General features: G+C 57.6%; 19 protein-coding genes and 2 pseudogenes. 17 read left to right on the top strand and 4 right to left on the bottom strand.

The window, feature by feature from the left end; genetic code table 11:
* Positions 1-214: 214 nt before the first annotated feature.
* From ACYZUD_RS09175 to ACYZUD_RS09185, 3 genes and pseudogenes are all read right to left on the bottom strand, one after another.
* Positions 215-1,702, bottom strand: coding sequence for a DASS family sodium-coupled anion symporter (locus ACYZUD_RS09175; protein WP_462023688.1), 1,488 nt, complete (start codon positions 1,700-1,702; stop codon positions 215-217).
* Positions 1,703-1,812: 110 nt separating this feature from the next.
* A pseudogene (locus tag ACYZUD_RS09180) lies at positions 1,813-2,162 on the bottom strand (heme-binding protein); the annotation flags it as partial.
* Positions 2,163-2,255: 93 nt separating this feature from the next.
* Positions 2,256-2,471, bottom strand: a complete 216-nt coding sequence (locus ACYZUD_RS09185; protein ID WP_462023689.1) for a hypothetical protein — start codon at positions 2,469-2,471, stop codon at positions 2,256-2,258.
* Between ACYZUD_RS09185 and grxD the strand changes: the two genes are divergently transcribed.
* The 14 genes and pseudogenes from grxD to ACYZUD_RS09255 all read left to right on the top strand — a co-directional run bounded on the left by grxD (position 2,470) and on the right by ACYZUD_RS09255 (position 15,606).
* Positions 2,470-2,829, top strand: coding sequence for a Grx4 family monothiol glutaredoxin (grxD, locus tag ACYZUD_RS09190; protein ID WP_462023690.1), 360 nt, complete (start codon positions 2,470-2,472; stop codon positions 2,827-2,829). The genes ACYZUD_RS09185 and grxD overlap by 2 nt on opposite strands.
* Positions 2,830-2,926: 97 nt before the next feature.
* A pseudogene (locus ACYZUD_RS09195) lies at positions 2,927-3,813 on the top strand (FAD:protein FMN transferase).
* A gap of 30 nt (positions 3,814-3,843) precedes the next feature.
* Positions 3,844-4,110, top strand: a complete 267-nt coding sequence (locus ACYZUD_RS09200; protein ID WP_462023691.1) for a hypothetical protein — start codon at positions 3,844-3,846, stop codon at positions 4,108-4,110.
* A 41-nt stretch (positions 4,111-4,151) separates the two neighbouring features.
* On the top strand, positions 4,152-5,579 hold the full coding sequence (locus tag ACYZUD_RS09205; protein WP_462023692.1) for a bifunctional enoyl-CoA hydratase/phosphate acetyltransferase: 1,428 nt from the start codon (positions 4,152-4,154) through the stop codon (positions 5,577-5,579).
* Positions 5,576-6,787 carry an acetate/propionate family kinase gene (locus ACYZUD_RS09210; RefSeq protein WP_462023693.1) on the top strand — a complete coding sequence of 404 codons (1,212 nt, stop codon included), beginning with the start codon at positions 5,576-5,578 and terminating at the stop codon, positions 6,785-6,787. Before ACYZUD_RS09205 ends, ACYZUD_RS09210 begins: the two co-directional genes overlap by 4 nt.
* Positions 6,788-7,173: 386 nt before the next feature.
* Positions 7,174-7,695, top strand: a complete 522-nt coding sequence (locus tag ACYZUD_RS09215; RefSeq protein WP_462023694.1) for a helix-turn-helix domain-containing protein — start codon at positions 7,174-7,176, stop codon at positions 7,693-7,695.
* A gap of 80 nt (positions 7,696-7,775) precedes the next feature.
* Positions 7,776-8,528, top strand: a complete 753-nt coding sequence (locus ACYZUD_RS09220) for an ABC transporter substrate-binding protein (RefSeq protein WP_462023695.1) — start codon at positions 7,776-7,778, stop codon at positions 8,526-8,528.
* 81 nt (positions 8,529-8,609) lie between these two features.
* Positions 8,610-9,260, top strand: a complete 651-nt coding sequence (locus tag ACYZUD_RS09225; protein ID WP_462023696.1) for an amino acid ABC transporter permease — start codon at positions 8,610-8,612, stop codon at positions 9,258-9,260.
* Positions 9,257-9,988, top strand: coding sequence for an amino acid ABC transporter ATP-binding protein (locus ACYZUD_RS09230; RefSeq protein ID WP_462023697.1), 732 nt, complete (start codon positions 9,257-9,259; stop codon positions 9,986-9,988). Before ACYZUD_RS09225 ends, ACYZUD_RS09230 begins: the two co-directional genes overlap by 4 nt.
* Positions 9,989-10,003: 15 nt before the next feature.
* Entirely contained in the window at positions 10,004-11,299 is a 1,296-nt protein-coding gene (locus tag ACYZUD_RS09235) for an NAD(P)/FAD-dependent oxidoreductase (RefSeq protein ID WP_462023698.1), read from the top strand.
* Positions 11,300-12,094: 795 nt separating this feature from the next.
* Entirely contained in the window at positions 12,095-12,382 is a 288-nt protein-coding gene (locus tag ACYZUD_RS09240) for a hypothetical protein (protein WP_462023699.1), read from the top strand.
* Complete coding sequence (locus ACYZUD_RS09245) at positions 12,379-12,906, top strand: extracellular solute-binding protein (protein ID WP_462023700.1); 528 nt, start codon at positions 12,379-12,381, stop codon at positions 12,904-12,906. Before ACYZUD_RS09240 ends, ACYZUD_RS09245 begins: the two co-directional genes overlap by 4 nt.
* A 440-nt stretch (positions 12,907-13,346) precedes the next feature.
* On the top strand, positions 13,347-14,987 hold the full coding sequence (locus tag ACYZUD_RS09250) for a methyl-accepting chemotaxis protein (RefSeq protein ID WP_462023701.1): 1,641 nt from the start codon (positions 13,347-13,349) through the stop codon (positions 14,985-14,987).
* Between the two features lie 439 nt (positions 14,988-15,426).
* A complete protein-coding gene (locus tag ACYZUD_RS09255; protein ID WP_462023702.1) occupies positions 15,427-15,606 on the top strand; it encodes a hypothetical protein in 180 nt (59 codons plus the stop codon).
* A 236-nt stretch (positions 15,607-15,842) separates the two neighbouring features.
* On the opposite strand, the gene ACYZUD_RS09260 is transcribed toward ACYZUD_RS09255, so the two are convergent.
* The gene (locus tag ACYZUD_RS09260) at positions 15,843-16,871 is read right to left on the bottom strand and encodes an IS110 family RNA-guided transposase (RefSeq protein ID WP_448111180.1); all 1,029 of its coding nucleotides are present in this window, start codon (positions 16,869-16,871) and stop codon (positions 15,843-15,845) included.
* A 97-nt stretch (positions 16,872-16,968) separates the two neighbouring features.
* Here ACYZUD_RS09260 and ACYZUD_RS09265 point away from each other — a divergent pair, with 97 nt between their 5' ends.
* From ACYZUD_RS09265 to ACYZUD_RS09275, 3 genes are all read left to right on the top strand, one after another.
* Entirely contained in the window at positions 16,969-17,754 is a 786-nt protein-coding gene (locus ACYZUD_RS09265) for an ABC transporter permease (protein WP_462023703.1), read from the top strand.
* Positions 17,755-18,549: an ABC transporter permease gene (locus ACYZUD_RS09270; RefSeq protein WP_462023704.1), complete on the top strand. Its 795-nt coding sequence runs from the start codon at positions 17,755-17,757 to the stop codon at positions 18,547-18,549.
* Positions 18,550-18,790: 241 nt separating this feature from the next.
* A complete protein-coding gene (locus ACYZUD_RS09275) occupies positions 18,791-20,251 on the top strand; it encodes an NAD-dependent succinate-semialdehyde dehydrogenase (protein WP_462023706.1) in 1,461 nt (486 codons plus the stop codon).
* Positions 20,252-20,271: the final 20 nt, after the last annotated feature.

Here is a 20,271-nt window from a genome sequence, read left to right on the forward strand (position 1 = left end):
GATTTTTCCAAGCTAGTACTTACTTGAGCCCCAGCGGTGTTCTGCTCTACGAGAGTCCAGTAACGTCCATCAAGAGCCAACGTTTTTGTGGGGGGAAAGTAGGGGAATCCATTTCATGGCCAAATTACCATCAAAGAACTCGAGTCAATGAAGTGGGGGCTTTTTCTTACCGCTAGCCGTCCAGGCACGCCTCAAGACCTGCGGCTGAAGCAACTCACATCCACCCCAGCCACGCCCAGTAAGTACTGGCGAACACCAACAGCAATCCATAACCGATAAGCGTAATCACCACGCCAACCCGCGCGAATTGTTTTGGATTGAAGGTATCCGTGCCCAGGCACACCATATTCTGCGGCGCATTGATGGGCAGTATGAAGCCGAAGCTGACGACGAATCCAAGGAGCATGGTCATGCCCAGCCGACTGAAGTCCCCAGGCAGGGTTTGCAGAACGGCCATCAGGATCGGAAGCAACGCCGAAGTCAGAGCGGTAGCGCTGGCAAAGCCCAAGTGGATCAGGATAAGGAAAGCACTGAGGACGGCAAACACTCCCAGCGTGCCGATCTTGTCTAGCCCCGTATGCCCGACGACCTGGGCGCCCAGCCACTGCCCGGCCTGGGTGGTCAACAGCGCGGTGCCCAGGCTGATGCCGACCCCGAAGACAATCACGGTGCCCCACGGAATGCGTGCTTGAACGTCTTTCCAGGTCATCACACCGAAACGGGGCAGTAACAACAGAACCAGCCCGGCATACGTCGTCGAGGTCGTATCGAAAGCATGCAACCTACCTTCAGTCGCCCACCCCAAAAGCAGCAGGCCAGAGACGGCCGCCAAGCGCTTCTGCGCTCCCGTCATTGGCCCCAGCTCGGCCAGGCTGGCGACGATGGCGGCCTTGCCGCCGGGCACGTTGTCGGTTTCGGGGGGCAACATTTTCAGCACAATGACAATCAGCACAATCGACATGATGATTGCCCATGGCGCGCCAGCAATAAACCAGTCGATCCATGACACGCGCTGGCCGAGCATCTTGTCCATGAAGCCTACCGTCAGCAAGTTCTGGGCGGCCGCCGTTTGAATGCCGACGTTCCAAATGCTCGTTCCCTGCGCCACGATGATCATGATGCCTGCGGCGATATTGGAGCGTTTGGCGACGCCGAATGCCGCGATCACGCCCATCATGATCGGCACCACGCAAGCACTTCGCGCCGTGGCGCTAGGCACTACCAGGCTCAGCAACACGATGACAACCATAGCGCCCAGCAATATCCGCCGAGTGCTGCCGCCTACTTTCGCCAGCGTCACCAGGGCTATACGCCGATCCAGCCCGGTGTGTGTCATCGCGGCGGCGATAAACAGCGCACCGACCACCAGCGCCAGGGCAGGATTGGAAAAACCGCCGAGCGCCATCGTGATTCCGGCCGACGAACCATACGTCAGTGAAGGGTTCTGAAGCGTCGGTGCGGTACCGATCAGAATGGCCATCAGCGACGTAATCATGATTGCGCTGGCTTCGTAAGACACCGCTTCGGTGACCCAGACTATCACCGCGAATACGAGAATGGCCAGCATCCGGTGCCCGGCAACGGGTAAATCAGCAGGTAACGGCAGGATCAAGACGACCACCAACGCAAGACATGCCGCGATCAGCCCTAACGGGAAATGAACCGAGGCCGATGGTTTTGCCTGGAAGTCTGGGTCGCTCATCAATTGCTTCCCTCAAAGGGTGCCGAAAGGCTGACTGAATACTGTGTTCGTATTCAGCCACCAATGGCTGACGATGCGCTTGAGCCAGGTCAAGGTTGCAGATCAGCGCCTCATGTGTGAAGTCCAGTGTTATCGACGGCTGGACGCAACATGGCGTCAACCGCCAACCGGGCCAAGTCGGCATCCTGTTCAGCCTTGACGCCGGATGCACCGATTGCACCAATGCAGTGGCCTTCGTGACAGATGGCCCCCCCCTTCGAGCATGCCGTGCAAGTTGGGGGCACTTAGAAAGTGCCTGACGCCCGCCATTGATCATGTCTTCATAAGCCTTGCCATCGCGACGACCAAGCGCCGCTCTACGCGCCTTTTCTGTCGCAATCTAACCCGCAATCGGCGCCGTATGATCCAGACGCAACAGACCCAACGGATGACCTCCGTCATCGACGACGCAAATCTCCACGTGTGACAATCCGTTTGAAGACCTGGCTCCGACATCCTGATCTTCACGTCGTAGACGCGACCAGACCTGCATCAGCGAACTCGTTCCCACTGGCTAGCGTATATAGCCCTGGCCATTGGCAACCTTTGTTCTCAAAGAATCCAGGTCCTTGGGCGAATAATAGAACCCTGCACGCACCACGCCTGCAATGCGCCGCAAGTTGCCGGAATCTTCAATCGGGTTCTTGTCGAGCAGCACCAGATCGGAATTTTTGCCGATCGCAACGCTTCCCATGACGTCAGTGCGGCCCAGTAACCGGGAGATGATCATGAAAGCGCCGGACACCGAAGCACGGATTCGCATCCAGATCCGCGAGAACCCCGTCATCCTGTTCATGAAAGGCACTGCGGCGACCCCGGAATGCGGGTTTTCCCGCGCGGTGGTCAACGCCCTGAACCAGATGGGCCAGGCCTTCGCTTACGTCAATGTGCTGGGCGCGCCGCAGATTCGCGAAAAGCTGCCGAGCATCTCCGCCTGGCCGACCTATCCGCAGTTGTTCGTCAACGGTGAACTGGTGGGCGGCGCCGATATCGTCCTGGCCATGCAAGCCGATGGCAGCCTCGCGCAATTGCTGGCGACCATTAACATCCCGCAGAGCAGTGAAGATGCAGCAACCATCAGTCAGTAAACCCCGCCAGATGATTGCCGCCAGACTGGGCTGGGCATTGCTGGCTACGCTGCTGGCCGGCTGTGGCGAGCGCATCGAAACCTTCGGCGGACCGACCATGGGTAGCACCTACACCATCAAGTACGTGTGCACATCGTCCGGCCCGTCACCCACCGAAGTCCAGAACAACGTCGAGGCGGTGTTGCGCGAGGTCGATGAACATATGTCGACCTATCGCAAGGACTCGCTGGTGTCGCGTTTCAATCAACTGCCGGCGCAAAGCTGCATGATCCTTCCCGACCACATGCTCGGCCTGGTCAGCTACGCCAGCGAGCTTTCCGAAGGCAGCCAGGGCGCCTACGACCTGACCGTCAAGCCGCTCTGAACCTCTGGGGCTTCGGACCCGATGCACATGGTGAACGCGTGCCGAGCGCCGCCGAAATCGCCGAAGTACAGCAGCACGTCGGCCATCGACACCTGCGCATCGACCATCAGCAGCTGTGCAAGGACACCGACATCAAACTGGACTTCGACAGCATCGCCGCTGGGTTCACCGTGGACCAGGTCTCGGCGCTGCTGGAACAGATGGGCGTGCACAGCTACCTCACGGAAATCACCGGTGAACTCAAGGCCGTGGGCCACATACCCGACGGCAATCCTTGGCGTATCGCCATCGAGGCGCCGCGCAACGACGAACAGGTCGCGCAGATCAGTCTGGACCTGGATGGCTACGGCATGTCCACCTCGGGCGATTATCGCAACTACTTCGAAGCCAACGGCAACCACTACTCGCACAACCTCACCTCGGTCACCGTAGTCGACCCCTCGGCCCGCAACGCCGATGGCCTGTCCACCCGGCTCATCGTGATGGGCCCGGAGCGAGGCTACCAATACGCCCTCGCCCATCAGATTGCCGCGCTGTTCATCACCCGCGAATCGAAGGGCTTTGTCAGTCGTAATATGCCGGCGCTCGAAAGATTGTTGGCGGGAAAGAAGGCGAATTGATCAACATTTTGGCCCGATCAACAGATAGCCATGGGTACTAACCCACAAATGCGCAAGATCGGCGCCAACCCGTTCCAGCTCGATTCGCCACGGCCGACCATCACCCTCAAGGACTACGCGTACAACGAAACCCGCTACAGTTCCCTGGCCGATACCGACGCCAAGACCGCTGTCGAGTTGCTCGATGCCGCGCAGCGCTGGGGCGACGAGAAGTATCGCCACTACGAAGACCTCGCCGCCCGCGATGGCAGCCGGTTCTGGTCACATACGCCGGTTGATTCGGTGATTGTGAATTGACTGTAGATACCTGCCAACCCCCCGTATTCAGGATCAAACCCATGACCAGCTCCATGCCCATCAAAGCCAACGATCTGGAACGAATACATAACCGCTCCTTCGAGGAGATCGTCATCGGCGAGTCGGCCTCGCTGGAACGTACCCTGACGGCGCAGGACATTCAGCTGTTCGCCCTGGTCTCCGGCGATGTGAACCCGCTGTACGTCGATCCGGAGTTTGCCGCCACCACCCATTTCAACACCGTATTCGCCCATGGCATGTGGGTTGGCGCGTTGATTTCGGCGTTGATCGGTACGCGGCTGCCGGGACCCGGTTCGGTGTCCCTGGGGCAAACCCTCAAGTTCCTCGCCCCGGTACGGATCGGTGACGCACTGACGGTTTCGGTGACTGTCATCGCTCGCGACGAAGCACGGCATCTGCTCACGCTGGCCTGCACCGGCACCAATCAGGAAGGCGTGGTGGTGCTGGAAGGCGAATCCCTGGTACAGGCTGCCAGCGAGCATATCGATGTGGCTCGGGTCAGCCTGCCGGGCATCGAATTGCGCCACAGTGCCGATGGCCTGAATCGGTTGTTCCAGGCCTGCGAGAAGCTGGAACCGATCCGCGTTGCGGTAGTGCATCCTTGCGATGAAGTGAGTTTCGAGGCCACCCTCGATGCCCGCGATGCAGGGTTGATCGATCCGATCCTGATCGGCCCAAGAGCCAAACTCCAAGCGTTGGCGGCCAAGGGCAACCACGACCTTGGCGGTTTCACCATCGAAGACGTGCCTCACAGCCACGCCGCCGCCCTGCGTGGCGCGCAAATGGCCCGCGATGGTCAGGTCGAAGCCTTGATGAAAGGCAGCCTGCACACCGACGAATTGATGTCCGCCGTGGTGCCGTCGGCGGCACAACTGCGCACCAAGCGGCGGATCACCCACTGCTTCGTGATGCAGACGCCTTTTTATCCACGCCCTTTCATCATCACCGATGCCGCGATCAACATCGTGCCGGCCCTGGTCGACAAAGTGGACATCGTGCGCAACGCCATCGATCTGGCGCATATCCTCGGCGTGAGCAATCCCCATGTGGCGATCCTGGCTGCCGTGGAAACGGTGAACGCCAACATGCCAGCCACACTCGATGCCGCTGCACTGTGCAAGATGGCCGATCGCGGCCAGATCACTGGCGCGGTCCTCGACGGGCCGTTGGCGTTTGACAATGCCATCTCCCTGGCCGCAGCGCGTATCAAGGGGATTAATTCACCGGTGTCTGGAAAAGCCGACATTCTCGTCGTGCCTGATCTGGAAAGCGGCAATATGCTCGTCAAGCAACTGGAATACCTGGGCAGTGCCGCCAGCGCCGGTATTGTGCTTGGCGCCAAAGTGCCGATTGTGCTGACCAGTCGCGCCGACTCCCGGGAATCGCGCATCGCGTCCTGTGCAATCGCTGCGCTGGTCGCCCATCACTATCGGGTAACTCCGCCATGAACGACATGGATAACGGTGAAGTGATTGTGGTCCTCAATGCGGGTTCATCGAGCATCAAGTTCGCCCTGTTCGACGCGAGCTGCAGCCCAATGGCTCGCACACCACTGTGGCGCGGCAAGGTCGACGGCATCACCGGGCCCAAGCCGGTGTTCGGCGAAAACGGCGGCGGCGATCAGCCGCTGAGCCTTGATGAAAAGCAGCCCTATCACGATGCCCTTGGGCATATTCGTGAGCGGGTGCTAACTCAGTTGGGCGGCCGCTCGATCAGGGCCATCGCCCATCGCGTCGTGCATGGCGGGATGAAATATTCAAAACCGATATTGATCGACGCGCAGGTGCTGGCCGACCTTAAAAGCTATATCCCGCTCGCCCCTCTGCATCAGCCCTTCGCCCTGGAAGCCATCGAAACCCTGCTGCTAACCCGCCCCGACCTGCCACAAGTGGTGTGTTTCGATACCGCATTCCACCAGACCCTGCCGGACGTGGAGAAGATGCTACCGCTGCCTTGGTCGGCCTGGGAAAACGGCCTGCGCCGTTACGGGTTTCACGGGCTTTCCTATTGCTACCAATCCATTGCACTGGCCGAATGTTATGGCGATCAGGCGCGTGGCCGGACGCTGGTCGCGCACCTGGGCAGCGGCGCCAGCCTGTGCGGCATGCGGGATTTGAAAAGCGTCGCCACCACCATGGGTTTCTCGGCACTGGATGGCATGATGATGGGCACCCGCACCGGGGCGATGGACCCTGGCGCGGTGATTTTCCTGATGAAAATCTGGAAGCTGAGCCTGGAGCGGGTCAGCCACATTCTGTATCACGAGTCCGGTCTGCTAGGGGTTTCCGGCATTTCCAGCGACCCGCGTGTATTGCTTGAAGTCGAAGCCGCCGAGCCTCGCGCGGCCATGGCCCTTGCGTTGTACCTGCGCCGTTTCATCCACGAAGCCGGTGCCCTTGTCGCGGCCATGGGTGGCCTGGACATGCTGGTATTCACGGCAGGTATTGGCGAACACAACGTGGCGATTCGTTCCCGGATGTGCGCGGGCCTGCAGTATCTGGGCATCGAACTGGACGAAACCGCCAACCAGGCCAATGCCGCCGTGATCTCGACCCCGGCCAGCCGAGTTAAGGTGGTGGTCGAGCCCACCAACGAAGAATGGGTCACGGCGCTCGATGCCTACAGCCTGACCAAGCCCGCCAGCTTGCAACAGTAAGGACACCCGGACTTTATGCCGCATGAGGTTCAGCCATGTGTATGGCTGGGCCCATGACGCGCCCTATAACAAAGCATGGCTGCCCTGATCGTGTGCGAAGCACCGTAACCGATCAGGTGCACTCAAGCCCCCGACTTTTCAGTTTGTGTGAAACAGGCCCGTACTCAAGCATTCGGCTTACACGGCGGAGGCCATCGACACAGTACTGGCCCGTGACTTGCATTGTAAAAATTACACAACTGTAAAAGTTACACACAATCATGCTGCCATCTCGACCACAGTCACCCATCAGTTTTCCCGCCGACGACTCCGCTGCGCCTGCGCACCGGATCAGTTCAATCATCGATTTGTGGTTGGGAGAACAATTGCGGCAACGCCGTAAGGCGTTGGACAAGCCCTTGCGTCAGGTAGCACTCGCATCGGGTATTTCAGTCAGCCTGCTGAGCCAGATCGAGCGAGGCTTACGCTCTATTTCGTTGCGTACGTTGAGCGCATTGGCGAACGAGTTGGACCTCCCGCTCGAAACCCTGATCCGCAATGTGCAGCACAACGACAGCGACGCTGGCGGAGCTGTCGTGCGTGCTGGTACCCACAGGCGCATTGATCTGACTGAAAAGGGCATTCACAAAGAGAACCTCACCCCGCCCGCAGCCAAAGGTAACGTCGAAATGTACCGCGCCGTGATAGAGCCCGGCGGTTCCACCGGCGATGCCTTGTTTTTCACCCATGCGGGGGAACAAGTCGGTTATGTGATCCAGGGCCAACTTGAGCTCTGCATTCAAGAGCAATTATTGATGCTCAACAGCGGCGACAGCTTCTGCTACGACGGCAGCACCCCACGACGTTGGCGCAACCCAGGCAGCACTGTGACGATCGTGATGTGGAGTGTGACAAGGGCCAGCGAGTAGCAACCAGGCGTTACGCAGATTCACGTTTCAAATCAGACCGAAGATTCACGGGGTACATCCAACTCACTTGAGGAACGCATATGAAACGCCCACTCACGGTTGCTGCAATGTTCTGCGCACTGACACTCTCATTCACGGGACCGGCCAGTGCCGTTACCGTCATCAAGGTCGCCTCCACCCCCACGGGGAGCCCATTCACGTTCCTGGACACGAAGACCAACACCATTGAAGGGGTGATGGTCGACATTGTAAAAGCCGTCTCCGAGAAAGCTGGCTTCGAGGTGCAGATAGAACCCATGCCGTTCGCCTCATTGATCGGTTCCTTGACCTCCAAGCGCGTCGAACTGATCTCCGCTGCGATGTTCATCACCCCAGTGCGCGAAAAAGTCGTGGATTTCTCCAGCCCCATTTACAGCTACGGCGAAGGCGTCATCGCCCCGAACAGCGATACCACCGCCTATACCACCTTCGCGGAAATGAAAGGCAAGCGAGTCGGCGTACAAGTCGGCACTGCGTTTGTCGAGCCGCTGCAGAAAAGCGGCCTGTTTTCCGACGTCAAACTCTATGAAACCACTGCAGACCTGATGCGTGACGTGAATGCCGGTCGTATCGACGTCGGGGTTCTGGATTATCCAATCGCCGCGTACGCGATCACTCAAGGGCATTTCCCGAACCTGCACATGGTCACCAGCTACAAAGCCACGATGCCCAACAACATCGGGATCGCCAGCCGAAAGGGTGACACCGAGATGATGGGCAAGGTCAACACTGCCCTCGCCGCCCTCAAGGCCGACGGTACCATCGACGCCATCCTGAAAAAATGGGGGCTGTAAGCCTCAGGACAAGTCCGATCCGATGCGTTTGAGCAACTGGCCCGAGCGCGTCCCTTGCCCCCTGACCCGAGTAATCGATCAATGTCCGAGTTCCTCACCAATTCATGGCAGTTCTTGCCCATTCTGCTCCAGGGCGCATGGCTGACCATTCAAGTGACGGTCGGATCGCTTTTGCTATCGACCGTGCTAGGCCTGGTTTGGGCAGCCATGCGCGTATCAGGTGTGCCAATACTGGCGTGGCTGAGCGCGGCAATTATCAACTTGCTTCGCGGCATTCCGATCATCGTGTTGCTGTTTTACATCTACTTCGTGATGCCCGACTTCGGCATCACCATAAGCGCCTTGCAGGCCGGCATTATCGGGTTGGGGATCGCCTATTCAGCCTACCAGGCGGAAAACTTCCGTGCCGGCATCGAAGCCATCGACCGGGGACAGCTTGAAGCGGCACAGTCTATGGGCATGGGTTGGTGGCTGATGATGCGGCGCGCCGTGCTTCCCCAAGCGATCAAAATCGTGCTGCCACCCTATGGCAACACGATGATCATGATGCTCAAGGATTCATCGCAGGCCTCTACCATTACCGTCGCGGAGTTGGCACTGCAAGGCAAATTGATTGCCACCTCAACCTTTCAAAACGCCACGGTGTTCACCCTGGTGGCGCTGCTTTATTTGATCATGTGCGTACCGCTCATTTTGCTCGTACGCCATTTCGAAAAACGGGGGCAGAAATGATCGAGATTCGTTCGTTATTCAAGTCCTATGGCGATCTTCAGGTGATCAAAGGCGTCGACGCCTCGGTGGCCAAGGGCGAAGTCGTGTGTATCGTCGGCCCTTCGGGCTCGGGCAAGTCGACCATTTTGCGCTGTATCAACGGCCTGGAAAGCTACGAGGGCGGAGTCATCGAAATCGATGGCATCAAGGTAGAGCGCAAGTCGCCAAGCATCAAAGCCATTCGTACGGAAGTGGCCATGGTGTTCCAGCGCTTTAATCTGTTCCCACATCGCTCCGTTCTGGAGAACGTGATCGAAGGGCCGATCTATGTAAAAAAGGAAAACCGCCAACAGGCCTGTCAACACGCTATGGAACTACTCACCAGCGTGGGCCTGGCAGAGAAAGCCGAGGCCTATCCCAACCAGTTGTCAGGGGGCCAGCAACAACGGATCGCGATCGCCCGCGCGCTGGCCATGCGACCCAAAGCCATTTTGTTCGACGAACCCACTTCGGCGCTCGACCCGGAACTGGTCGGCGATGTATTGGACGTGATGCGTCGTCTGGCCGAGTCAGGAATGACGATGGTGGTCGTCACCCATGAGATGCAATTCGCCCGAGAGGTCGCCGATCGTGTGTTGTTCATCGATCAAGGCGTCATCGTTGAACAAGGTCCGTCCAAGGAGTTGTTGAACAACCCGCAAAACCTTCGCACTCAGGACTTCCTGCGGCGCGTTCTTCATCCGATGTAAGCGAGGCTCATTGCCATGACTAGTAAATACTTTCCGTTGAGCCCTTCGTTATGGGCCGCCACCGCTGTCGATGCACCACCCACTCATCCGCTTGGGGAGGACGAGCGAGCTGATATTGTCATCGTCGGCGCCGGCTTCTGCGGGCTGAGCGCAGCCCTTCATCTGGCCGAACAGGGCGTGCGCGTCGTAGTGCTGGAGGCGCAGGAAATAGGCTTTGGTGGTTCCGGCCGCAACGGTGGACAAGTCATTCCCGGGCTCAAGTACGATCCCAGTGAACTGATCGACAAGCTTGGCCGTGATCGCGCTCAACCGCTGATAGATTTCGCTGCCGGAACCGTCGACGCTGTATTCGATTTGATCGATAAGTACCAGATGGACGTGCCACGGGTACGCAACGGCTGGATTCAGGGTTCACACACGCCCGCCGCGCTCAAACTGGCCGAGCGCCGGGTCAGTGACTGGAATGCGCAAGGTGTCGCCGCGCGTTTTCTCGACCGCGACGAGACCGCTCGGCTGCTGGGCACCGATAAGTATCATGGCGGTTGGTTCGATCCACGAGGTGGTGGAATTCAGCCCTTGAGTTATGTCCGTGGTCTGGCACGAGCAGCTGTTGCGGCCGGTGTTAAAATCTTTACCCAGTCACCCGTGACGAAACTTGAAGCAAGTGCCGGGAATTGGTGTGTCAGGACTGCTCAAGGAAATCAGATCACAGCAGAGCGGGTGATTCTGTGCACCAACGGCTATACCGATGATTTGTGGCCGCAACTGCGCAAAACCATCATCGATGCCAACTCGTTCCAGATCGCAACCGAGCCTCTGCCCGAGCATGTGCGCCGCAGTATTTTGCCCGAGGGGCACGTCTCATCGGATGCCCGCAATCTGCTGCTTTACTACCGCATAGACCACACCGGGCGGCTGTTGATTGGCGGGCGCGGTACTTTTCAGGATCCAGATCCATCGCGTCCCGATCATTGGTCACACCTGGAAAGCGCTGTGGCCAAGTTGTTCCCGCAAACAATCGGCATCCCTATTGCCTATCGCTGGTGTGGACGTGTCGCCATTACCCGAGATTATTTCCCACACCTTCACGAACCGGCGCCAGGGCTGCTGATTGACATTGGTTGTCAGGGCCGTGGCGTGGGTTTGCAAACGCGCATGGGGCAGGCATTGGCCCACTATATGATCAGCGGAGATCGCAGCGCTCTTCCGGTCCTCCCAACGGATATCAAGGCATTCCCCTTATATGGACTGCATCGGGCCTATGTCGCTGCCGCGATTGCCTGGTACCAAATGACCGACGGAGGTCTATGACGCCCCTCCTCTCCCCCGTATGTCAGCACGCGGTCGATCCACTGATTGCCGTGCGCCGCAGTAGGTATTCAGCCACCAATGGGTGGCGATACGCTTGAGTCAGGTCAAGGTTGCGGATCAGCCACTCATATGTGAAGTCCAGTATTGTCGACCGCAGGACGCACCGATTGCCTCCCATGCAGCGGCCTTCCTATTTGGGGTACTTAGAAAGGCCTGACGCCCGCCATCGATTATGTCCCCACAAGCCTTCTTGCTGTCGCGACACACAAGAGCCGCTGTACGGACTTTTTCCGGGCGATGTAACCAGCAATCGGAGCCGTATCGTCCGAACGCAGAACCTAATGGCGACGCTTCAGTGGCAGCCCATGACCTGAGTCTCGGTACACGCAATACCCCTGTTGCAGACTCGCTTTGTCGTCCCATTTGGCGTGTTATCTCGTGAAGATGCCATCACCGCACTGGTCATCATGCCACTGATGCCAAACTACTTAGTCGGCCCAGCCTCGGCAATCAACTTTCGGGGGTTCGACATAATGACGCCACAGAGAAAGGATATGTAGCGCAGAAATCACCCCATCTGGGAGATAAAAAGAAAAGTTCCCCCAGATTTCAAGCGACGCAGAAAATGCCGCCTTAACCATCAAATTCACAACAATGCACTTTGCCATTGAGTATTTATGCCCCCTTGCTTCGCAGGCATACCAGTACATTAGAAATCTATGGTCCCGCAGAGCGACCTACAACAAAAACCTCCAGCTCGCTTACAAAATCTGCCAACCCTTGGGAGCCTTCCATATGACAACATCCAGTGTCCGTACTTTTCAACTTGCGAGCCTAGCCCTTCTGACCAGTTGTGCCAGTCAGGCCTTCGCCGAAGATATTACCTTCGTCTCTCAGGGCGGGGCTTATCAGGAAGCGCAGAGCAAAGCGATACTCGAACCTGCCGCAAAAAAACTCGGTCTGACCTTGAAACAAGACAGTTCGCCCAAGGCCTATCCAATCATCAAGACCCAGATCGAAAGTGGCAAAGTCAGCAGCGCTCCCTGCGCAATCTGCCGCGACCCACGCTGGAAATCGCTTTGATAGCTGACGGTGTGCCGGCGGACAAGTTGTACCCGCTGGACGTGGATCGCGCGTTCAAGAAGCTCGAAGAAATCAAACCTAACATCGCCACTTGGTGGACCTCGGGCGGCCAGTCGGCTCAATTGATCAGCGACGGCGAAGTGGACATGATTCAGGCTTGGAACAGTCGTATCACCGCAGTACAGGCGGATGGCGCGCCTGTGGCCTTCGATTACAACCAAGGCGTGCTGGAAACCAATTCGCTGTGCGTACTTAAAGGCTCCCCACACAAGGTTGCTGCAATGAAGTTCGTCAACGAGGCCATCGACGCCAAACTGCAGGCAGCATTGCCGATGATCATCGATTACGGCCCACTCAATCCTGAAGCGTTCAAGACCGGTATCATCCCGGCAGATCGTGCTGCCAAGCTGCCTTCGGCGCCAGAAAATATCTCCCGTCAAGCACTCCTGTCCGCCAAATGGTGGGCGTCTGATGCTGGCGTAAAAGCTGAAGAACGTTGGCTAGCCTTCGTCCAAAAGAAATAGGCACTTGGTACACACTCCGGTCCCGGCCAGCAGAGAGATAACGGGCCCGAACAATTGTTCGGGCCGCAGATAGCTACGCAAGCATGAATGCCTGCTGAAGATCTTTCTCTCTGCGCATAGTCCGAGGTAGATCGACCTCCCTGACTCCCTATAACAACACATGCCGTGCATGGACACGTCGTGAGTCCTCGTTCGCTTTTATTTCCACGGCCATCTAATACAAAAACCAGAAAGACAGCAGGAGCACATCACAATGAACACTCGAAACATCGCCACAATGCCGGCACTTGGCGGCAACGGCGCTCACGTTGGCAGTCCAATAACAATACCTAACACGACACTGACCAGAACCGGTTGTTGGTCAGCTACAGCATTGCACTGCTTTGAATGGAGAGCGGCCCGGTCGCTCAACGCGATCGAGTTTTCGGGGATGACTACACATGACACACTTCAACAATCTGCGTCTCTCGGCAAAATTGGCTATCGCCTTCGTTTTTTTCTCGTTAATGACCCTGGCCATCGGCTTGATGGGCATGGCCGGCAACAAGAAACTCAGCGCCATGATGCAGGACCTGCAGACCCATACCATCGTGTCCATTAACACCGTCAACGAGCTATTCAGCAACGCCCTGCTTCACAACCGCAGCCTGTATTTTCTTCTCTCACAGAAAGCGGACAATGCCACCGACGCTGACCTCAACGAAACCATCGAACAACTCCAGATCAAACAAGCCAGCATCAACGAGACATTTTCGGTGTATCAGGCGTTGACGCTGAACAACAACGAAGTAGCCTCGCGCGACAAGCTGAAACAGGACTGGGATAAATACACAGCGCTGCTGCAGGAATACTTAACCGCCATCAGGGCAGATAATTACCTCTTGGCCAAGAAGCTACTCAACGGCAAAGTTCGTATCAGCTTTGTACAGATACAGAAGGATGCCGACCTCATCGTCAGCACGAACACTGCCCAGGCTCGAGTAGCCGAACAAAACGCCAACCAGTTGATCCGCCTCCTAGACCTGTCGATGATCGTAGGCATCATCGTTGCGTTTTTGGTTGCAGCAGGACTAGGAGTGCTCATTACTCGCTCTATCACTCACCCACTCGCCAGAGCACTGCTCACCGCGCAGCAAGTTGCCAACGGCGATCTTACCGTGCCGATCCAGGTCTCCAGCAAGGACGAGACCGGCCAGCTACTGTATGCCTTGCAAACCATGCAGGAAAACTTAAAAGCAACCGTGCAACGCATCACTGATGCGTCCGAGCAACTGGCGACGGCGTCCGGCAACATGAGCCTGATCACCCAAACGACCGGCAACGGCCTGATCCGTCAAAACGACGAGATCCAGCAGGCTGCTACTGCCGTGACCCAAATGACCACTGCCGTGGATGAAGTTGCACGTAACGCTGTGTCCACGTCTCAGGTGTCACAAGAGACAGACGCCTGTACGCAAAACGGTCAGGTCAAGGTGCAGCAAACCATCAAATCTATCGAAGATATGGTCAACGAAATAGATGCTTCGTCGACGATGGTAGTGGATCTGGCTGCACAGACTAAAGCCATCAGCAGCGTACTCGACGTCATTCGTGCCATTGCAGAGCAAACCAACCTGCTGGCGCTTAACGCCGCCATAGAGGCGGCCCGGGCCGGAGAGCAAGGGCGCGGTTTCGCCGTAGTCGCCGATGAAGTGCGGGCGCTGGCTCACCGTACTCAATCCTCGACCGGAGAGATCGAAGGCATGATCGGTGCCGTCCAGAACAGAGCTCAGCAGGCAGCAAGGGCGATGAGCGAGACCCAGAAACTTGCCAATCGTACCCGCAGCCTGGCAAGGGAAGCCGGTGCGGCCCTTGATGTCATTGCCAGTGGAGTCACGCAGATTTCCGAGCGCAACCGGGTGATCGCCGGTGCTTCTGAAGAGCAAGCTCACGTCGCCAGAGAGGTCGATCGCAACCTGATCAATATTCGCAGCCTCTCGGCGCAAACCGCAGAAGGGGTCGAGCAGACTGGCGCGTCCAGCGAAGAACTTTCCAGGCTGTCGGATTCGCTGAACAAACTGGTGACACGGTTCCGCCTGTGACATGAGCTACCGGTGAAAATCGGCAGCTCTCGACAGCATTCCGCTATCCGACATCTGTAAAACGGTCTGGATTAGAGACCTTTTCACCCCGTCTCCCCTGAGAGGCCCGCGCCAGCGACCTCAGCGCAGGAGATGCCGTCCGCCTCCCCTATTTCGCAATAAACCACTACGACGTGATGCATTTATGACCGCTTCATTTGCTGGCATCTCGGTACATTAGGATGACAGGGTCCCGCAGAGCGACCTACAACAAGACATCAAGCTCGCTTCCAGAATCTGCCCACCATCGGGAGTCTTCCACATGACAACACTCAAGCACCGCGCTTTTCAGCTCGCGAGCCTGGTGATAAACACCGGCAGTGCAACCCCGACAGAGACCAGCAAGTCCATCAGCCGACGCTGGGTTTGCCCCAGCCAGAAGAAGTGATGGGAGATCAACATGTCCAATGCTTATCTCGTCAAATCCCGGCCTGATTCAGACAACGATCAGCGCCTGCCGCCACTCACCAGAAGCGAAGCCCTGGCCTGCGAAGAGCGCAAGGAACACGCTTCGATGCTGTTACTGCTCACCCCCGCACTTACATGGACGCCCCCGGGTTGCCAAGCTTTCAATCTGTGACGGCTCAATGGTAGAGATTGCACTCATACATCCGGACTTTCGGTGCGGCGTTGCCGCTGTCCCTGATGGAATCCGCTGGCCGAGTTCTCAATAGATCCGTGTGCTCATGGCACGCTGTGCGGGTCAGATTTTCTTGGCCACGGTCTTACCAGTTTTGCCATCAATTCATGATCACCTGAGCAATCAATAGAGTTGGTCCGCTACGGGGTTAAGTTGACGTCTTCAAGCCGCTTCGATTACGCGACGACGGTCATGTAATCGGAGCGGAACTCGCGGTCACCGGCCAACAAGGCCCATATAATTCGGGCGTTTTTATTAGCCAGTGCAACGGCTGCCACATTGGCGTTACGCCGCTTAAGTAGCCGGCCAAGCCAGCTGTCAGAGATCTCTTTTCGCTGTGCTGCGTAGATCATCGACCGTGCACCCTGGATCAGTAGCGTCCGTAAATAGGAGTCCCCACGCTTACTCATCCCCAACAACACCGTCTTACCGCCAGTGGAGTTCTGCTTCGGCACCAGCCCAAGCCAAGCACTCACCTGTCGGCCATTCTTGAAACTCTTGGCATCGCCAAGAGAGGCTACCATCGCACTGGCCGTGATCGGCCCGATGCCTGGCATTTTGGCCAGCTTGCGGCTGTTTTCGTTCGCGCGATGCCAAGCGACAATTTGATTCTCGATCTCATGAACCTGATGATCGAACCCCTTCAATTGTTCCAGTAGACGCTGCACAAGCATACGAAACGAGCCCGGCAACTCGTTGCGCTCATCCTCAATAAACTCCGGTACGCGCTTGGCGATATGTGCGATGCCCTGTGGGATTACAAGACCAAATTCGGCTAGCAGCCCACGGATCTGATTAGCTTGCGCTGTCCGCGCCTTCACGAATCCTTGACGAACCCGATGCAGCGACAGCACGGCCTGTTGCTCAATGTCCTTGATCGGCACAAAACGCATGTTTGGCCGACCCACCGCTTCGCAGATCGCCTCAGCATCAGCTACATCGTTTTTGTTCGTTTTCACGTATGGCTTTACGAATTGCGGGGCCATCAGCCTCACATCGTGACCCAAACTGCGCAACTTGCGAGCCCAATGGTGGGCGCTTCCACAGGCCTCCATACCGATCAGACATTGCGGCATGATGGCAAAAAAGGTGGCGACCTGGTCGCGCTTGAGTTGCTTCCTCAGAACGGTCTTGCCATGTTCATTAACACCGTGCACCTGAAATACATTTTTCGCCAAGTCGATACCAACGGTCATAATTTTCATACCGGACGCTCCTCTTGGTTTGTGGTTTCTGAAGTCTTTCCACTATGGCATGTTGAGACCTCTGGTTTGTGGATGGGGGCGTCCATACCAATAGATCATGGTGGTGGTACTGCTGATCCTGCCGATGTGCTGGCTGGCGTTTCAATCGGTGCAAACCGAAGAAGGTTTCTCTCTCGCAAACTACGCGCGCATCTTTCAAGAGCGCATCTATTGGGACACCTTCGCCTTGACCTTCAAGATCAGCTTCATGGTCACGGTTTTGTCGATCTTCCTGGGTTTCCCCATCGCCTATGCCGCGTCCCGGCTCCAGGGTTTCTGGGCCAACCTGATCCTGATCTGCGTAATCATTCCGTTCTGGACCAGCGTCCTGGTACGCTCCTACGCCTGGCTGGTGTTGCTGCAACGCCGCGGCCTGGTCAACCAGACCTTGATCGACCTGGGGATCATCGACCAGCCCCTTAACCTGATGCACAACACCACAGGCACCGTGATCGGCACCTTGCACGTCATGCTGCCGTTCATGGTCTTACCTCTGTATTCGGTGATGAAAAAGATTCCGCAGGATCTGATGCAGGCATCCGAAAGCCTGGGCGCCAAGCCGTTCTATACCTTTCGCCGAGTGTTTCTGCCCATGGCTGCGCCGGGAGTCATGGCCGGTTCAATTCTTGTCTTCGTGATCTGCCTGGGTTTCTTCATCACTCCAGAACTACTGGGCGGTGGCCGGACAATCCTGGTGTCGATGCTGGTGCAACGCAACGTCGAGCTGTATCACGCCTGGGGTGCCGCGAGTGCGGTCGGTCTGGTACTGCTGTTGGTGGTGTTCCTGATTTTCTGGGGCATCAACAAGTTCATTCCCATTGAACGCATCCTGGGAGCACGCTAAATGAAAATGCTTGGCAGCCTGCGCCATGTCCGTGTGTCACACATGCTATTTACCCTGGTGGTGGCGACGATCCTGCTGTACCTGATCCTGCCGGTGCTGATTGTGGTACCGATGTCCTTCTCCGAAGCCCGTTTCCTGCAGTTCCCACCCAAGGAGTGGTCGCTGCGCTGGTATGGAGCGTTCTTCCAGAGCGCTGAATGGATGTCGGCGGCCCGCGTCAGTCTGATCACGGCACTGGCGACAACCGTGGTCAGCCTGCCGATCGGGATGGCGGCAGCCTACGCCATCAACAACTCCAGTCTGCGCGTGGTACGCACCCTGCAGATTATTCTGCTGTTGCCGATGATGGTGCCGATCATTCTGATCGCGGCCGGGGTGTTCTTCGTCTACGCACGCATCGGCCTGGTCAGTTCCATAATCGGTCTGATTCTGGCGCATATCATGCTGGCGTTGCCGTACGTGATCATCGCTCTGTTGGCCGGACTGCGTAACTTCGATATGTCTCAGGAGATGGTCGCCCGTAGTCTGGGCATGAATCGTTTTCGTGCGTTCATGGCAGTGACCCTGCCACAGATCAAGCCAAGCCTGGTGTCGGCCACCCTCTTCGCCTTCATCACATCACTGGATGAAACCGTGGTAGCGCTATTCATTTCCGGTGGTGACAACCAGACCCTGACCAAGCGCATGTTCACCGCACTACGCGACGAAATCGATCCAACCATCGCGGCGATCAGCTCGATTCTGATTCTGGCCTCATTGCTGCTGGTAGTGATTGCGGGACGGAACAAGCAATAGTCGCCCAGAAAAAAACGACCTGGAGCCGCCGAACGTTACGATAGATTCTAATCGCGACCTTCGGCGGCCCCACGCGCCGCGACCACAAAGGTTTCCGACAACCCTCCCCCCTCGGCACAGCCTGCCGTCAATCGCTTCAATTCAGCATCTATCACCCGTTCGGGCGGTCATCTCGGCATCGGCCGCTGGGTAGACATTCTTACAATGAACCCATCGTTCGGACCCTCAAGGCAACCTGATCATGTTGAAAACCAAGCTGCGTGACCCTTCTCTTTTCGTCGAACGCGCCTACGTCAATGGCACATGGATCCATGCCGACGACGGCGCAACCCTCGACGTGACGAACCCTGCCGACGGCAGCGTCATTGCTCGCGTTCCTGCGCTGCAAGCTGCGGAAACCCGCCGCGCCATCGAAGCCGCCGAAGCGTGCTTCGTCACATGGCGTGAGGTTCCGGCCGCCGAGCGTGCCCGGCTACTGGAGGTCTGGTTTCGCCTGATCATGGACAATCAGGAGGACCTGGCGCTGATCATGACCACCGAACAAGGCAAACCTTTGAGCGAGTCGCGTGGCGAAATCGCCTATGGCGCAAGCTTTGTCAAATGGTTCGCCGAAGAGGCTCGCCGCATCTATGGCGACACCATTCCCGCACCGGCCGCTGACCGTCGCATTCTGGTGCTCAAACAACCGATCGGCGTGGTCGCGGCAATCACGCCGTGGAACTTCCCCAATGCGATGATCACCCGCAAGTGCGCGCCAGCCCTCGCCGCCGGTTGTCCGGTGCTGGTGAAACCTTCAGAAATGACGCCGCTGTCGGCCTTGGCCCTGGCCGTACTCGCTGAACGTGCCGGCATTCCGGCCGGTGTGTTCAACGTCCTGACCGGCCTGCCCGCCGGCGTCGGTGGCGAGATGACCAGTAACCCCGCCGTGCGCAAGCTGTCGTTCACCGGCTCCACGCGCATCGGCCAACTGCTGATGAGCCAATGTTCGGCAACCATCAAACGCCTGAGCCTGGAACTTGGCGGCAACGCCCCTTTCATCGTGTTCGACGATGCGGACTTGGACTTGGCGATTGCTGGTGTTATGCAAAGCAAATTTCGCAACGCTGGACAAACCTGCGTCTGTGCCAACCGCATCCTGGTACAGGAGGGCATCTACGACCGCTTCGCCGAACGTCTGAGCGCGGCCGTCGCCGAACTGAAAGTCGGCGATGGGCTACAAGCGGGCGTCACCATCGGCCCATTGATCAATGCTGCGGCCGTTGACAAAGTAGCGCGCCACATCAGTGACGCGCTGGAGAAAGGGGCCAGTGTGATCATCGGCGGCGCTCCGCAGGGCGACGGTCTTTACGTACAACCTACGGTGCTGCGCGACGCCAGTGCCAACATGCTGCTGGCGACGGAAGAGACCTTCGGCCCGGTCGCCCCGCTGTTTCGCTTCAAGGACGAGGCCGAAGCACTGACGCTCGCCAACGCTACTCCGTACGGCTTGGGCGCCTACTACTTCACCCAGGACATGCGCCGCGCCTGGCGTGTCGGCGAGCGCCTGGAGTTCGGTATGGTCGGCCTCAACACCGGAATCATCTCCATGGAAGTGGCGCCTTTCGGTGGCATGAAGCAATCGGGTACTGGTCGTGAAGGCTCGAAGTATGGCCTGGACGAGTTCCTCGAAATCAAGGCCTGGCACATCGGCGGTCTGGACTGACGCTCTGCGGATCGAACGCC

Source organism: Pseudomonas sp. XS1P51 (assembly GCF_054897845.1).

Coding starts and splice junctions, on each gene's coding strand:
- ACYZUD_RS09210 (WP_462023693.1), top strand. CDS start 5,576: ATGAACGACATGGATAACGGTGAAGTGATTGTGGTCCTCAATGCGGGT.
- ACYZUD_RS09235 (WP_462023698.1), top strand. CDS start 10,004: ATGACTAGTAAATACTTTCCGTTGAGCCCTTCGTTATGGGCCGCCACC.
- ACYZUD_RS09250 (WP_462023701.1), top strand. CDS start 13,347: ATGACACACTTCAACAATCTGCGTCTCTCGGCAAAATTGGCTATCGCC.
- ACYZUD_RS09185 (WP_462023689.1), bottom strand. CDS start 2,471: ATGATCATCTCCCGGTTACTGGGCCGCACTGACGTCATGGGAAGCGTT.
- ACYZUD_RS09205 (WP_462023692.1), top strand. CDS start 4,152: ATGACCAGCTCCATGCCCATCAAAGCCAACGATCTGGAACGAATACAT.
- ACYZUD_RS09175 (WP_462023688.1), bottom strand. CDS start 1,702: ATGAGCGACCCAGACTTCCAGGCAAAACCATCGGCCTCGGTTCATTTC.
- ACYZUD_RS09225 (WP_462023696.1), top strand. CDS start 8,610: ATGTCCGAGTTCCTCACCAATTCATGGCAGTTCTTGCCCATTCTGCTC.
- ACYZUD_RS09200 (WP_462023691.1), top strand. CDS start 3,844: ATGGGTACTAACCCACAAATGCGCAAGATCGGCGCCAACCCGTTCCAG.
- ACYZUD_RS09275 (WP_462023706.1), top strand. CDS start 18,791: ATGTTGAAAACCAAGCTGCGTGACCCTTCTCTTTTCGTCGAACGCGCC.
- ACYZUD_RS09230 (WP_462023697.1), top strand. CDS start 9,257: ATGATCGAGATTCGTTCGTTATTCAAGTCCTATGGCGATCTTCAGGTG.
- ACYZUD_RS09265 (WP_462023703.1), top strand. CDS start 16,969: ATGGTGGTGGTACTGCTGATCCTGCCGATGTGCTGGCTGGCGTTTCAA.
- ACYZUD_RS09260 (WP_448111180.1), bottom strand. CDS start 16,871: ATGAAAATTATGACCGTTGGTATCGACTTGGCGAAAAATGTATTTCAG.
- ACYZUD_RS09255 (WP_462023702.1), top strand. CDS start 15,427: ATGTCCAATGCTTATCTCGTCAAATCCCGGCCTGATTCAGACAACGAT.
- ACYZUD_RS09240 (WP_462023699.1), top strand. CDS start 12,095: ATGACAACATCCAGTGTCCGTACTTTTCAACTTGCGAGCCTAGCCCTT.
- ACYZUD_RS09220 (WP_462023695.1), top strand. CDS start 7,776: ATGAAACGCCCACTCACGGTTGCTGCAATGTTCTGCGCACTGACACTC.
- grxD (WP_462023690.1), top strand. CDS start 2,470: ATGAAAGCGCCGGACACCGAAGCACGGATTCGCATCCAGATCCGCGAG.
- ACYZUD_RS09270 (WP_462023704.1), top strand. CDS start 17,755: ATGAAAATGCTTGGCAGCCTGCGCCATGTCCGTGTGTCACACATGCTA.